The sequence below is a fragment of the Actinomycetospora sp. NBC_00405 genome (genome assembly GCF_036044095.1).
Taxonomy (GTDB): domain Bacteria; phylum Actinomycetota; class Actinomycetes; order Mycobacteriales; family Pseudonocardiaceae; genus Actinomycetospora; species Actinomycetospora callitridis.
The window spans coordinates 5,951,553-5,964,102 of sequence record NZ_CP107938.1; the positions used below are offsets into that span (position 1 = coordinate 5,951,553).

14 protein-coding genes and 2 tRNA genes are annotated in these 12,550 nt (G+C 73.0%); 7 read left to right on the forward strand and 9 right to left on the reverse strand.

Translation table 11 applies throughout. The annotated features are described in order from the left end of the window. Nucleotides 1-83 precede the first annotated feature (83 nt). Genes OG774_RS29410 through OG774_RS29430 form a run of 5 tightly spaced genes read left to right on the forward strand, consistent with a single transcriptional unit; the run spans nt 84 to nt 3,337 of the window. Nucleotides 84-1,340 carry a hypothetical protein gene (locus tag OG774_RS29410; protein ID WP_328305853.1) on the forward strand — a complete coding sequence of 419 codons (1,257 nt, stop codon included), beginning with the start codon at nt 84-86 and terminating at the stop codon, nt 1,338-1,340. Continuing rightward, on the forward strand, nt 1,340-1,564 hold the full coding sequence (locus OG774_RS29415; RefSeq protein ID WP_328305854.1) for a hypothetical protein: 225 nt from the start codon (nt 1,340-1,342) through the stop codon (nt 1,562-1,564). Before OG774_RS29410 ends, OG774_RS29415 begins: the two co-directional genes overlap by 1 nt. Further along, complete coding sequence (locus OG774_RS29420) at nt 1,561-1,920, forward strand: hypothetical protein (RefSeq protein ID WP_328305855.1); 360 nt, start codon at nt 1,561-1,563, stop codon at nt 1,918-1,920. Before OG774_RS29415 ends, OG774_RS29420 begins: the two co-directional genes overlap by 4 nt. A 3-nt stretch (nt 1,921-1,923) precedes the next feature. Further along, complete coding sequence (locus tag OG774_RS29425; protein WP_328305856.1) at nt 1,924-2,172, forward strand: helix-turn-helix transcriptional regulator; 249 nt, start codon at nt 1,924-1,926, stop codon at nt 2,170-2,172. A gap of 7 nt (nt 2,173-2,179) precedes the next feature. Next, on the forward strand, nt 2,180-3,337 hold the full coding sequence (locus OG774_RS29430; protein WP_328305857.1) for a tyrosine-type recombinase/integrase: 1,158 nt from the start codon (nt 2,180-2,182) through the stop codon (nt 3,335-3,337). A gap of 57 nt (nt 3,338-3,394) precedes the next feature. On the opposite strand, the gene OG774_RS29435 is transcribed toward OG774_RS29430, so the two are convergent. The 9 genes from OG774_RS29435 to OG774_RS29475 all read right to left on the reverse strand — a co-directional run bounded on the left by OG774_RS29435 (nt 3,395) and on the right by OG774_RS29475 (nt 10,880). After that, nucleotides 3,395-3,467, reverse strand: a tRNA-Lys gene (locus OG774_RS29435). 62 nt (nt 3,468-3,529) lie between these two features. Further along, nucleotides 3,530-3,602, reverse strand: a tRNA-His gene (locus tag OG774_RS29440). An 80-nt stretch (nt 3,603-3,682) separates the two neighbouring features. After that, nucleotides 3,683-4,069, reverse strand: coding sequence for a cupin domain-containing protein (locus OG774_RS29445; protein ID WP_328305858.1), 387 nt, complete (start codon nt 4,067-4,069; stop codon nt 3,683-3,685). 94 nt (nt 4,070-4,163) lie between these two features. Further along, nucleotides 4,164-4,838, reverse strand: a complete 675-nt coding sequence (orn, locus tag OG774_RS29450; protein ID WP_328305859.1) for an oligoribonuclease — start codon at nt 4,836-4,838, stop codon at nt 4,164-4,166. Between the two features lie 10 nt (nt 4,839-4,848). Further along, nucleotides 4,849-6,333 (reverse strand): PH domain-containing protein, encoded by a 1,485-nt coding sequence (locus OG774_RS29455; RefSeq protein ID WP_328305860.1) that lies wholly within the window; start codon nt 6,331-6,333, stop codon nt 4,849-4,851. Then, nucleotides 6,330-6,836, reverse strand: coding sequence for a PH domain-containing protein (locus OG774_RS29460; protein ID WP_328305861.1), 507 nt, complete (start codon nt 6,834-6,836; stop codon nt 6,330-6,332). The genes OG774_RS29455 and OG774_RS29460 overlap by 4 nt, the downstream gene beginning before the upstream one ends. A 123-nt stretch (nt 6,837-6,959) precedes the next feature. After that, nucleotides 6,960-8,585 (reverse strand): AMP-binding protein, encoded by a 1,626-nt coding sequence (locus OG774_RS29465; RefSeq protein ID WP_328305862.1) that lies wholly within the window; start codon nt 8,583-8,585, stop codon nt 6,960-6,962. Further along, nucleotides 8,582-10,621: an SDR family oxidoreductase gene (locus OG774_RS29470; protein ID WP_328305863.1), complete on the reverse strand. Its 2,040-nt coding sequence runs from the start codon at nt 10,619-10,621 to the stop codon at nt 8,582-8,584. Before OG774_RS29470 ends, OG774_RS29465 begins: the two co-directional genes overlap by 4 nt. Nucleotides 10,622-10,691: 70 nt before the next feature. After that, the gene (locus OG774_RS29475) at nt 10,692-10,880 is read right to left on the reverse strand and encodes a hypothetical protein (RefSeq protein ID WP_328305864.1); all 189 of its coding nucleotides are present in this window, start codon (nt 10,878-10,880) and stop codon (nt 10,692-10,694) included. Between the two features lie 29 nt (nt 10,881-10,909). Here OG774_RS29475 and ligD point away from each other — a divergent pair, with 29 nt between their 5' ends. Next, the gene (ligD, locus tag OG774_RS29480) at nt 10,910-11,908 is read left to right on the forward strand and encodes a non-homologous end-joining DNA ligase (protein WP_328305865.1); all 999 of its coding nucleotides are present in this window, start codon (nt 10,910-10,912) and stop codon (nt 11,906-11,908) included. After that, the gene (locus tag OG774_RS29485) at nt 11,905-12,540 is read left to right on the forward strand and encodes a CDP-alcohol phosphatidyltransferase family protein (protein ID WP_328305866.1); all 636 of its coding nucleotides are present in this window, start codon (nt 11,905-11,907) and stop codon (nt 12,538-12,540) included. The genes ligD and OG774_RS29485 overlap by 4 nt, the downstream gene beginning before the upstream one ends. Nucleotides 12,541-12,550: the final 10 nt, after the last annotated feature.

The window sequence follows — 12,550 nt, forward strand, 5'->3', positions numbered from 1 at the left end:
TGCCCGGCCTGCTCGCTGCTGTTTCCGATGCCCGCGGTCGACGGGTCACTGTGCCCGGCGTGTGTCGAGTGGGGGGCCGCGTGATGCCCGCCCTCGAGCACGCCCGCCCCCTCGAGCACCGGTCCGGGCGCACCGAAGGCCCTGGCGCCCACGGCTTCCTCGGCCGGCTGCGTCAGCGCCGCTCTCGGCGCGACTACGAGGCCTCGGTCGTGATGTTCGCCAACGCGCTGCGCGGGGTCTTCCGCGAGGCCTGCACCGGGATCGGCTTGTGCCAGTACGTCGCCGTCGCCTCCGGGGTTACCGTGCGCACCCCACGGGTCGGGGAAGTCCGCCTCGGGCCACCGACCTCGTTTACCGTCGAGCTGATGGCCGGCCAGGAGCCGGCTGACTTCACCGCCAAGGACCGTGGCCCGCGGCTGGCGCACACCCTCGGCGCCCACGGGCTGCGGGTCGAGCCGATCGCCGGTCGCTGGGTGCGGGTGCACCTGCTCGACCACGACCCTCTGCGTGACGGCTACAACCTGCCCTCGCTCACCCTGGCCTCGGTCTACGAGCCGGTGATCATTGGCAGGACCGAGGACGGCCTGACGCTCGGTCACGCCCTCACCGAGGTCGGACACCTCGGCGTGCAAGGCCAGAACGGATCAGGCAAGACGCAGTTCGCGAACGGCCTTATTGCTCAGCTCGCCGCCGCCCCGGACGTGCTGATCACGGGCTCCGACGTCACCGGGCTGCTGCTCGGTCGTCCCTGGGACGGCACGGTCCATCGCCCGCATCAGGTGGTCGGCACCCACGACATCGAGGTCCACGCCGTGCTCCTGGAGGGCCTGGTGGCTGAAATGGACCGCCGCCTCGCCACCATTCCGGCGCGCTGCGACAAGATCGAACCCACGACGTCCACGCCGACGGTGCTGGTCGTCCTGGAGGAGTTCCCCGGGCTGCTGCGCGCCGCGGACTCCCTGCCCAAGCCCAAGCGCGGCGAGGGCATCCCGGTCGGCGACCGCATTCGCACCGCGGTTCTCCGGCTGCTCTCGGAGGGGCGGAAGGCTGCGTTCCGTGTGCTGATGCTGGCCCAGCGGTTCGAGGCCACCGCGGTGGCTGGCGGCTACGCCCGCGACCAGTTCGCGCTGCGTCTCTCGTTCCGGGTGCCGGCGGACTCGCTGGAGATGCTGCACGGGGCCGACGCCCGCCCGCTGGGGCCCGAGCACGCCAACGCCGCCCCTGGAGTCGCTTACCTCTCCGGGCTCGGCCGCGACTGCGAGCGCATCCGCGTCCCGTACCTCGGTGGGTACGGCGAGTACGTCGACCGTGTTCAGGCCCACGGACGGCGGGCCGCCTGATGAACCTCATCGCCATCGTCATCATCGCCGGTCTCGTCACCGCGCTGCTGGTCAAGAGTCACCGGGCCGCGCCCGCGCTCGTCTCCGGGGTCGTGACCCTCGTGCTGCTCTTCGCCGCCTTCCCGACCCTCGGTCCGGCGGTGTCCAGCAGTGCGGGCGAGTTCGCCGACCAGCTCGGCGCCGCCACCGACCGCGCCGCCGACGTCCCCGAGGAGACCCGATGAACGACACCCCGCTCAGCCTCGCCGGCTGTGTCGCCGAAGCGGCCGAAACCGTCCGCGAGGCCAACCACGCCACGATGACGGCTCCGTTCGCGGCCACCGACGCCTACGACGTCGTCGGACACGTCAGCGTCCTGGTCCACCGTCACGGCCAGCTCCTCGACTTCCTGACCGATCAGCTCCGTCGGGCCGATCCCGCCGGCTACGTCGACGACCGCGGCCACGACCCGTCGACGGCGCTGCGTGACGCCTACGGCGCCCTCACCGAAGCCCGCGGCCTGGTCGCCGATGTGGGCGCCTTCCTCGACCGCGCCCACAACCACCTCGGCCACCTCGGCCGGATTGCCCTGGAGGACTGACCTGTGAGCACCTACGACGTCGTCCGGCCCGTCGGCCAGCGCCCCACGCCCATCCCACCGGCCGCCCGTCCGGAACGCCGTTGGAGCGCCCAGGACGTCGCCGACTACCTCGGGATCGCGCTGAGCACCGTCTACCAGTGGCGGTGCTCGGGCTACGGGCCGCGGGGACGCCGTGTCGGGCGCTACCTGCGCTACGACCCCGACGAGGTGCGCGCCTGGTTCGACGGGCTCGCCGACCCGCAGGCGGGGTGAGCAGGCGATGCCCCGTCCACCCACCGCCGTCGGCACCTACGGTCAGATCAGGGTTAACGGCGAGCCTGGCCGTTACGTCGCCTTGGCGTGGTTCCGCGACCTCGACGGTAAGGCCCGCCAGGTCGAGCGCAGCGGCCCCACCAAGACCAAGGCCAAGGACGCCCTCCGCCGCGCGCTGCGGGACCGCGCACGCACGGCCACGGGCATTAGCGGCGACACCCGCATCCGGGAGATCGCCCCGGAATGGCTCGCCGGCATCGACGCCGGGGTCAACGCGGGGGAGCGGTCCCCGAGCACCGCCGAGCAGTACCGCCGGCAGCTCGACGTCGTGGTCCTGCCCGGAGTCGGCGAGCTGCGGGTCCGGGAGGCAACCGTGCCGCTGCTCGACAGCTTCGTCCAGACCGTGCAGGCGCACCGCGGGACCGCGGCCGCGAAGCTCGCGCGCTCGGTGCTCTCGGGCCTCCTCGGTGTCGCGGTGCGCCACGGCGCGATCCCGACGAACCCGGTGCGCGACCTCGGGCGCATCCACGCCGGCCGGCGCAAGGCGACCCGTTCGCTGACCCTCGCCGAGTGTCGCGCCTGGCTCGCCCAGCTCGACGCCGACGAGGACGCCCGCGACAAGGACCTGCCCGACCTCTGCCGGTTCATGATCGGCACCGGGGTCCGCATCGGCGAGGCCCTGGCGGTCGCGTGGCCGGAAGTCGATCTGGACGCCGGCACGGTCGACGTCTCCCGCACCCTGATTCGCCTCACCGGCGTCGGGCTCATCCGAAAGTCGACCAAGACCGAGACCGGCGAGCGCATCCTGACGCTGCCGCGCTTCGTGATCACGACGCTGCAGGCGCGGAATCCCGACGGCGATGCCCTCGGACCGGTCTTCCCCGACACGCTCGGCGGCTGGCGCGACCCGTCCAACACCCGGCGGGCGCTGCGCGAGGCCAGAGGGAGCGACGGGTTCGCGTGGGTCACCAGCCATGTGTTCCGCCGGACCTGCGCCACGATCCTCGACCAGTCCGGCCAGTCACCCCGGGCCGTCGCCGATCAGCTCGGCCACGCGCAGGTCTCGATGACCCAGAACTTCTATCTCGGCCGGCGCATCGCGAACCCAAGCGCTGCCGCCGCGCTCGACGCGTGGCACGACCAGGAGGACGAACTTCATGGGTAAGTCATGGGCGCCGGGGCGGACGCACACAGTGACTCGACCGTTGACCTGCAAGAAGGGTGCGCCGTCAGGGACTCGAACCCCGAACCCAGTGATTAAGAGTCACTTGCTCTGCCCATTGAGCTAACGGCGCGTGATCGAAACCCTAGCAAAGCCAGCGTTCCGATCCGACAGCGGGTGGACCGCTGCCGTCCGGGTGAGTGACGGGACTTGAACCCGCGACACCTGGGATCACAACCCAGTGCTCTGCCAACTGAGCTACACCCACCATTGGCCTCTCCGGGGAGGCCCCGGTGAGTCGCGTACGAGCCTACAAGCCGAGTGCGAGCGGCTTGCGACCGGGAGCCCTCACGCGAGGGCGTCCGCGCTGAACCGGTAGTCGACGTCGTCGAAGGCCGTCGTCGGGAAGACGAACAGGACGCGCGCCGGGCCGTCGACGGCGCGGATGCCGTGCTCGACGTCGCCGGGCATCCGCACGAGGCTCCCGGCGCCGACGCGGACCTCGTCCTCGTCGACCGCGACCACCGCGTCGCCCTCGAGGACGTAGTAGACCTCGGGCGCGGCGTGGCGGTGCCGTCCCAGCCACCCGTCCTCGCCCAACGTCATGACGCCCGTCGCCACGGACTCGGGGGACGGGCTGCGGCCGTCGTCCATGAGACACCAGGCGAGACGGCCCCGCACGGGATCGTCCCATGTCTCCCACCGCTGGTCGGCGACGGCGGTGACGTGCGGCATCGAGCCTCCTCGAGGCAGTGGCGGCGGGTGGATCGCCCCCGTGGCTCGAGGCGGACGGCGCAGGATGTCCGTCGGGACCGTGCCCGAAACCGCGTCAGGCCCCCGGCGGGGGCGCCTGGCCGCCGGCGGGACCGGCCTCGGTCGACTCCGCCGCGATGACGCCCGCGCGGTCGTCGGCTACCACGGAGGCGGCCGCGGCCTGGGCCTCGTCGGTCGTCGGCCCGGGCAGGGGCACGAAGGCCGTGCGGCGGTAGTACTCGAGCTCGCGGATCGACTCGCGGACGTCGGCGAGCGCGCGGTGGGCGAGCCCCTTCTCCGGCTGCGAGTAGTAGATGCGCGGGTACCAGCGCCGGCACAGCTCCTTGATCGAACTGACGTCGACCATCCGGTAGTGCAGGTAGCCGTCGAGCTCGGGCATGTCGCGGGCGAGGAAGCCGCGGTCGGTGGCGATCGAGTTGCCGCACAGGGGCGCCGAGCGGCCCTCGGGCACGTGCTCGCGGATGTAGTCGAGGACGAGCTTCTCGGCCTCGGCCATCGTCACCGTCGACTGCCGCACCTCGTCGGTCAGGCCCGACTTGGCGTGCATGTCGCGGACGACGTCCGGCATGTTGTCGAGGGACTCGTCGGACGCGTGGATGACGACGTCGACACCCTCACCGAACGGGACGAGGTCCGCATCGGTCACCAGGGCCGCGATCTCGATGAGCGCGTCGTGGCCCAGGTCGAGTCCGGTCATCTCGCAGTCGATCCACACCAGCCGGGCACTCACCCGGACGACCTTAACGGCGTACGAGCCGCCCGGCTCCCCGACCGTCGATCACGAAGGGTGCGAGCAGGCCGGGGGTGATGTCCTCGACCAGCTCGAGGGCGCGCTCGGCGCCGACGTCGAGCACTTCGTAGCGCCCGCGGCCGGCAGCGGTCACGGCATGCAGGGTGACGAGCCCGGCGCGGCGCTGGGTCAGCGACTGGGTGAGCCGCCAGCCGATCACGCCGCCGCGGCGCAGGACGACGGTGCGCCGCACCCAGGCGCCGTGGCGGCTGACGAGGTGCGTGCCCGTGAGCGCGTGCCCCAGCGAGCGGATCCGGTCGACGGCGAGCAGCACGGCGGCGCCGAGCAGGATCGGCACGACGACGGGGTCGGCGGGCGCCTCGGGCCGGACGAGCAGCCCGGCGCAGACGACCAGCACCGGGCCGACGCCCCGGGTCAGCCTGCGGACGACGGCCGCGCGCGGGTGGCGGACGAGCGGGGCGCGCGTGCCCTCCTCCTCGCGGACGCCGAGCACGCCGGCGGCCACCTGGTGGGCCCGGCGGCGCGGCATCGCCGGACCGACGGCCCCGACGTGCTCGCCCTGCCCGTCGGCGCGCAGCCCGGTGGTCAGGGCCAGCGGGCGCGCACCCCGGCCGAGGCGCACGAGCAGCGGTTCGTCGAGCTCGACGCCGCGCAGGCGCCGGCCCTCGAGGGACAGGGTGCGGCGGGTCAGCAGGCCGCGGCGCAGCACGAGGCCGCCGTCGTCGGCCCGCGTGAGCCGGTAGCCCCACCAGCCCTCCACGAACACGACGGCCGCCCCGAAGACCGCCGTGGCGAGCAGGGCCACCGCGCCGAGCCACACCGGCGCGCGGCCTGCGCCCTCGCGCAGCGTCTCGGTGACCGGCGCCCGCAGCGAGAACTCCTCGGCGAGGCGGAAGAGCCCGAGCCACACCACCCCCACGACGGCGATCGCCGAGAACGTCAACGGGGCGAAGCGCACCCAGGTCCAACGCAGGCGGGCGAGCTCGGGCACCGGCGCGGCGTCGTCGGCCGGGGCCTCGCCGAGCAGCAGGGCACGCAGCCGCTCGGCCTCGACCCGGCGCACGGCGTCGAGGGTCAGCTCGGCGTCGTCGCCACCTTCGCGCCGTCCCGTGCCCACGCGCACCACCGCGAGCCCGAACAGGCGGTGCGCCGGGTTGGCCGTGAGGTCGGCGGTGCGGATGCGGTCGCGGTGCACGCTGCGGTGGTGGCGGCGCAGCAGGCCCGTGCGCAGCTCCACCCGGTCGGTGCCGATCCGGTAGGACGTCGTGAACCAGCGCGAGAGCCCGAACGCGAGCACCGCGACGGCGAGGGCGATGCCGCCGCCGAGGCGCCAGCGGTCATCGTTGGAGCCGCCGGTGATCGCGATGACGAGCAGGACCGGGAGGAGCTTGGCGAGGTCGACGGCGGGGTGGACGACGAGCATCCGGCGGTCGAGCCGCTGCCAGCCGAAGCCGCCGGAAGGGTCGGACGTCACGTCGCGTCGCCCCCGAGGGTCTCGGTGACCCTCGTCAGCCGGTCGGCGAGGTCGACCGCGGCGTCGGCGTCGAGCCCGTCGATCGTCAGCGCGCCGCTCGCGGAGGCCGTCGTGACCGTCACCGAGGACAGGCCGAAGGCGCGCTGCAGCGGCCCGCGGTCGGTGTCGACGGTCTGAACCCGCGAGATCGGGGCGATGCGCCACTCGAGGCGCAGCCAGCCCGAGAGCGTGTGGACGGCGTCGTCGGTGATCTCCCAGCGGTGCAGGGCGTAGCGCCAGCGGGGGACGACGAGCATGTGCGCGACGCCGGCGACCACCGTCGCCACGGCCGTGAGGATCATGAGCGAGGTGTAGGTCGGGAGGACGACGGCGACGACGACCTGGGGGACGAGCACGCCGACCGAGGTGATCGCCGACCGCAGCGCCCACCACGACCGCGCGCGCGGGCTCACGCGGTGCGCGGGCGCGCGCAAACGCGAGGCGCCCGGCTCCGGCGTGCTCACGAGGCCAGTCTGCCCAATCCCGGCGTCCGTCTACTCGCTCGCGAGGGCCTCGCCGTCGTCGAGTGCGTGGCGTTACGGACGCTGGATGTCTGCGGCGCCACGCCGCTGACACTCACGAGGCCCTCACGACTCCGAGGACCCGAGCTCCGACTTGAGGACCTTGCCGGTGTTGTTCCGCGGGAGCTCGTCGAGGAACTCGACGTCGCGGGGGCTCGCGAAGCGGGCGAGGTTGTTCTTGACGTGATCGCGCACGGCGTCCGCGTCGACCGTCGCCCCCGACTCGAGCACGAGGTAGGCCGCCAGGCGCTGGCCGTACTCCTCGTCGTCGACGCCGACGACCGCGGCCTCCTTGACGCCGTCCATGTCGGCCAGCAGGCCCTCGACCTCGCCGGCGTGGATGTTCTCGCCACCCGAGACGATCATGTCGTCGGCGCGCCCGGAGATGAACAGCAGGCCGTGGCGGTCGTAGTGCCCGAGGTCGCCGGTGCCGAGCATGTCGTCGACGATCTCGGTCTCGCCGCGCCCGCCGGTATAGCCGGTGAACAGCATGTCGTTGCCGACGAAGATGCGGCCGGTCTCGCCGGCGGGGAGCTCCTGGTCGTCGTCACCCAGGATCTTCACCGTGGTGCCGACGGGCGGGCGGCCCGCGGTACCGGGCTCGGAGCGCAGCTCCTCGGGCTTGGCGATCGACGCCCACGACACCTCGGTGGAGCCGTAGAGCATGTAGAGCTTGTCGCCGAAGGTCTCGAGGAACTCGGTCACCTTCGCCGGGGGCATCGCCGAGCCGGTGGCGGTGACGGTCCTGAGCGACGACACGTCGTAGCGGGCCTTCACCTCGTCATCGAGCTCGAGGATGCGCTGGAGCATCACCGGCACCGCGAACATCGACGTGCAGCGGTGCTGGGCGAGCTGGGCCAGCGCGTCCTCGGGATCGAACTTGCGCCGCAGCACCAGCGTCGAGCCCATCAGCGACCCGATCTGGAACGCGGCGAACCCCCACGTGTGGAACAGCGGCGCCGAGACTAGGGCATGCTCGCGGGCGGTGAGCGGGATGCGGGAGAGGATCGCGTTGACGACGCCGATGCCGTTCGGCGAGGGACGCTCGGCGCCCTTCGGCGTGCCCGTGGTGCCCGAGGTCAGCACGATCGTCTTGCCGACCGGCGGCTTGGTGGCCAGCGGCTTGGAGCCGTCCGCGCCGATGAGGCCCTCGAGGGTGTCGTCGCCCCAGCAACCGGCGCCCTCGGTCCAGGCGAAGACGCGCTTCACGCTGTCGGGCACCTCGTCGAGGCGGTCGGTGAGGTCGGAGTCGACAACGATCGTGCCGATCTCCTGCTCCTCGGCGACGGCCTTCATCTGCGACGGCGAGAGCCCGGTGTTGAGCAGGACGACGTCGGCGCCGAGCTTGGAGACGGCCAGGATCGTCTCGATGGGGCCGCGGTGGTTGCGGCACAGCACGGCGACGCGGCTGCCGGGACCGACGCGGCGGTCCGCGAGGGCGCGGGCGAGCCGGTCGGTGCGCTCGTGGATCTCCTTGAACGTCACCGTGCCGCGGTCGTCGACGATCGCGACGCGGTCCGGGTGGCGCCAGCGGCCGACGACGAACGCGGTGGTCGGGGTGAAGCCGTAGCGGTACAGCGCGGTCGGGAACAACGCGGCCCGGTGCGGTGCGACCGGGGCGATGACGCCCGCCTCCGTCAGCAGCCGCAGCCCGGTCGCGAGCTCGGTGGGGGTGCCGAACGGGGTCTTCACCAGTGCACTCCAGGGAGAAGTCGGGCCATGGCCTGGGCGCCGCGTGAGAGCGGGCCCGTGTCGAGCGTCCGGTCGTCGTCACGTCGTTCCTGCTCACTACCCTCACGGGCCGCGGCGGATTCGGGGAACACCCGATATGCGACGTGCATGACGGCGTCCTTCAACCGCGGTGTCAGCGCGCCGGACAGCGCGCCGAGCGTCCCCAGCAGCGTGCCGACGTGCTTGGGGCGGTCGATGAGCGCGTGCAGCACCTTGTCCGCCGCCTCCTCCGGGGAGTCGGTGGGGAAGGCGTCGTAGATGCGGGTCGGGGCGATCATCGGCGTCCGCACCAACGGCATGTGCACGGTCGTGAACTTGACGCCCTCGCCGAGCACCTCGGTGGCCACGATGTCGGCCCAGGCGTCCATCGCGGCCTTGCTCGCGACGTAGGCGGAGAACCGCGGCGGCCCGGTCTGCACCCCGATCGACGAGATGTCGACGACGTGCCCGAACCGCCGCTCGAGCATGTGCGGCAGCAGCGCGAGCGTCAGCCGGACGGCGCCGAAGTAGTTGATCGCCATCGTGCGCTCGAAGTCGTGGAAGCGGTCGACCTCGAGGCGCACGCCGCGGCGGATCGAGCGGCCGGCGTTGTTGACCAGCATGTCGATGCCCGTGTCGGGTCCACCGTGGTCGTTGATCATCGCCTTGACCAGGGCGTCGACCGACTCGCCGTCGGTGATGTCGCACGAGTACACCCAGGCCTGGCCCCTATCGGCGTGCTCCCCTCCCATGCGCTCGACCTCGGTGCGGACCTCCTCGAGCTCCTCGGTGCGCCGCGCGACGAGCAGCGGCACGCCGCCGGCGCGCGCGACCTTGAACGCCGTCTCGCGCCCGATGCCCGAGGAGGCGCCGGTGATGACCACGCGCCGGCCCTGCAGGGGCCCGCCGGGGCGGGGCCTGCGGTGGCGGTTGGGGTCGAGGTGCTCGCGCCACCAGTCGACGAGCACCCGGGCGTAGTCGCCGATCTCCGGGCTCGCGATGCCGGTGCCTGCCAGGGCGCGGCGGGTCTCGGCGCTGCTGAAGGTGGCGCCGAACGTCAGGTGGGGGAGCACCTCGGGCGGGATGTCGAGCTCGGCGAGGGCGATGTCGCGGGCGGCGGCGAGCGCGGGGATCCGGGCGGCCTGCTCGGCGCCGCGCTTCACGAGGGAGCCGACGGCCGCCGGCATCGTGGCCTGCAGCTTCGGGGCGCCGAGCGCGTCGGCGAGGGCGTTGTAGACCTCGGAGAGCGGCTGCGGGCGCGGGTGGACGAGGTGGAACGCGCGGTGGTCCATCCCCGGCTCGTGGACCAGGTGCACCAGCGCGTCGGCGACGAAGTCGACCGGGACGACGTTGGTGGCGCCCAGCTCCGGCACCGCGAAGCGCAGGGCACTCGGTAACCGGCTGAGCAGAGAGATCGCCGTGAGCAGGTAGTACGGCCCGTCGATCTTGTCCATCTCGCCGGTCTGCGAGTCGCCCACGACCACGGCGGGACGGTAGACGCGCCACGGCACTCCTCCCTCCTCGCGGACGATGCGCTCCGCCTGGTACTTCGTCGCGTGGTAGGGGTTGTCGAACGTTTGGCCGACGTCGAGGTCGTCCTCGGTGAAGGTGCCCTCGTACTCGCCGGCCACAGCGACGGAGGACACGTGGTGCAGGCAGGAGACGCCGAGGCGGGAGGCCAGCTCGACCACGCCGCGCGTCCCGTCGACGTTGGCCGCGCGGTTGGTGTCGTCGTCGGCGGTGATGTCGTAGATCGCGCCGAGGTGCAGCACGTGGTCGACCCGCCCGGCCAGCCCGTCGATCTCGGCGTCGTGCAGGCCCAGGCGCGGGCGCGTCAGGTCGCCGATGACCGGGACGACCTTCTCGTGCCCGGGGGTGTCGACGAGCCGGCGCAGCAGCCGCTCGCGCGAGCCCTCCCGGACCAGCGCGTACACGGCGTCGCAGTCGTCGCGTTGGAGCAGACGGGTGAGGACCGCTCGGCCCAGGAACCCGGTACCGCCGGTCACCAGATACCGCATGGCGGAGGATCGTGGCACAGGGCACGACGCTCCGCCACGCCCCGGTTACCGACGGGTCACCACCGCGGTGTCACCGCTCGGGGTCGGTCATCTCGTCGACGTGCTCCTCGACGTCGTCACCCGATGCGGCGACCGCGTCGGAGGTCTTCTGCTCGCGGGGCTTGGCGGGGTCGAGGCCCTCGACCAGCGCCTCCTCGTCGTTGTACTCCGCGACGTAGCGCTGCTCGATGTTCGCGGCCTCGTTGCGCTGCTCGCTCATGGCGCGACCGTAGGCGGTAGGAAGGCGGGGTGCCGGACGACGTGTGGGACCTCCCGCCCGAGCAGCAGCGCGCACTGCGCCGGGCCGACGACGCGGGGTACCGGGCGCCGATGCTCGCGACGCTGTCGAAGGATCACCCGCCGGGTGCAGGCTGGGTGTTCGAGCGCAAGCTCGACGGCGTCCGGATGATCGCGACCCGGGAGCGCGGGCAGTCGACGCGGCTGTGGTCGCGCAACCAGAAGCCGATGGACGCGAGCTACCCCGAGATCGTCGAGGCCCTCGACGAGCACGGGCCGGCGAGCTTCGTGCTCGACGGGGAGATCACCGCCGCCGACGGGACGTTCTCGAGCCTGCAGGCACGCATGCACCTCCAGGACCCGAACCGGGCACGGCGCACCGGGGTGGAGATCGAGGCGCACCTGTTCGACCTGCTGGTGCTCGACGGCATCGACGTCACACGGCTCCCGCAGTCGACGCGGCACCGGATCCTGGACGCCGTCGTCGACGTGCAGGCGCCGCTGTTCCGCTCGGCCGCCCTCGAGGGCGACCCCTCCGACCTGCTCACCGAGGCGTGCGCCGGGGGCTGGGAGGGGCTGATCGCCAAGCGCAGCGACGCGCCGTACGTGGTCGGGGGGCGCAGCCGCGACTGGCTCAAGCTCAAGTGCGTGCGCGACCAGGAGTTCGTCATCGGCGGCTGGACCGATCCGTCGGGCTCGCGGCGCGGGCTGGGGGCGCTGCTGGTGGGGTACCACGCCACCGGGGTGGACGGGTTGCGGTACGCGGGCAAGGTCGGCACCGGCTACGACGCCGCGACGCTGGCGATGCTGCGCGACCGCCTCGACCCCCTGTCGACCGACGAGTGCCCCTTCGCCGACGCCGTCCGCGAGAAGGGCCAGCACTGGGTGCGGCCGGAGCTGGTGTGCGCGGTCGGGTTCGGCGAGTGGACCACCGACGGCCGGCTACGCCACCCGCGCTACCAGGGCCTGCGCATCGACAAGGACCCGGCGGAGGTCGTGCGGGAGCAGTGACGTCCCTTCCCGACTTCCTCGCTCGCTGGTCGGCGGCGCACGGGGGGATCGAGCCGCGCGGGCCGGTCCTCGTGTGGCTGCGCCTCGTGTTCGTCGTCGTGCGGCCGCTGGCGCGCCGGCGCGTGCCGCCGTGGGTGCTGACGGGGGCGTCGGCGCTGTGCGGGGTGGCGGTGCCGCTCGCGGTCCTGGCCGGGCGGTGGGGCCTGCTGGTCGGGGCGGTGCTGGCGGTCGTGTGCGCGCTGCTCGACGGGCTGGACGGCGCCGTGGCCGTGCTGACCGACACCGCCACGGCATGGGGACGCGTGCTCGATCCGCTCGTCGACCGCATCGGGGATGTCGCGTTCCTCGTGGCGCTGGTGCTGGCGGGCGCGCCGGGATGGCTCGCGGCCGGGGTGGGTGTGCTGACGCTGCTCCAGGAGTCGGTGCGGGCCTCGGCGCGGCTGCCCGACATCGGCGTCGTGAGCGTGTGGGAGCGCCCGTCGCGGGTGATCGTCACGGCGCTGGGGCTGCTCGGGGCCCTCGTGAGCCCGACCCTGCCGGCGGCGACGATCGCGGTCGGCATCGCCGCGGTGCTCGCGGTCGTCGGCTTCACCCAGGTGGTCGTGACGGTTCGCCGCCGACTACGTGCGTGAGCCCCCGTGA

Bases quoted from the DNA above. Each gene is read 5' to 3' on its own strand.
- OG774_RS29415 (WP_328305854.1), top strand. From the start codon at position 1,340: ATGAACCTCATCGCCATCGTCATCATCGCCGGTCTCGTCACCGCGCTG.
- OG774_RS29430 (WP_328305857.1), top strand. From the start codon at position 2,180: ATGCCCCGTCCACCCACCGCCGTCGGCACCTACGGTCAGATCAGGGTT.
- OG774_RS29445 (WP_328305858.1), bottom strand. From the start codon at position 4,069: ATGCCGCACGTCACCGCCGTCGCCGACCAGCGGTGGGAGACATGGGAC.
- OG774_RS29470 (WP_328305863.1), bottom strand. From the start codon at position 10,621: ATGCGGTATCTGGTGACCGGCGGTACCGGGTTCCTGGGCCGAGCGGTC.
- OG774_RS29420 (WP_328305855.1), top strand. From the start codon at position 1,561: ATGAACGACACCCCGCTCAGCCTCGCCGGCTGTGTCGCCGAAGCGGCC.
- OG774_RS29410 (WP_328305853.1), top strand. From the start codon at position 84: ATGCCCGCCCTCGAGCACGCCCGCCCCCTCGAGCACCGGTCCGGGCGC.
- OG774_RS29475 (WP_328305864.1), bottom strand. From the start codon at position 10,880: ATGAGCGAGCAGCGCAACGAGGCCGCGAACATCGAGCAGCGCTACGTC.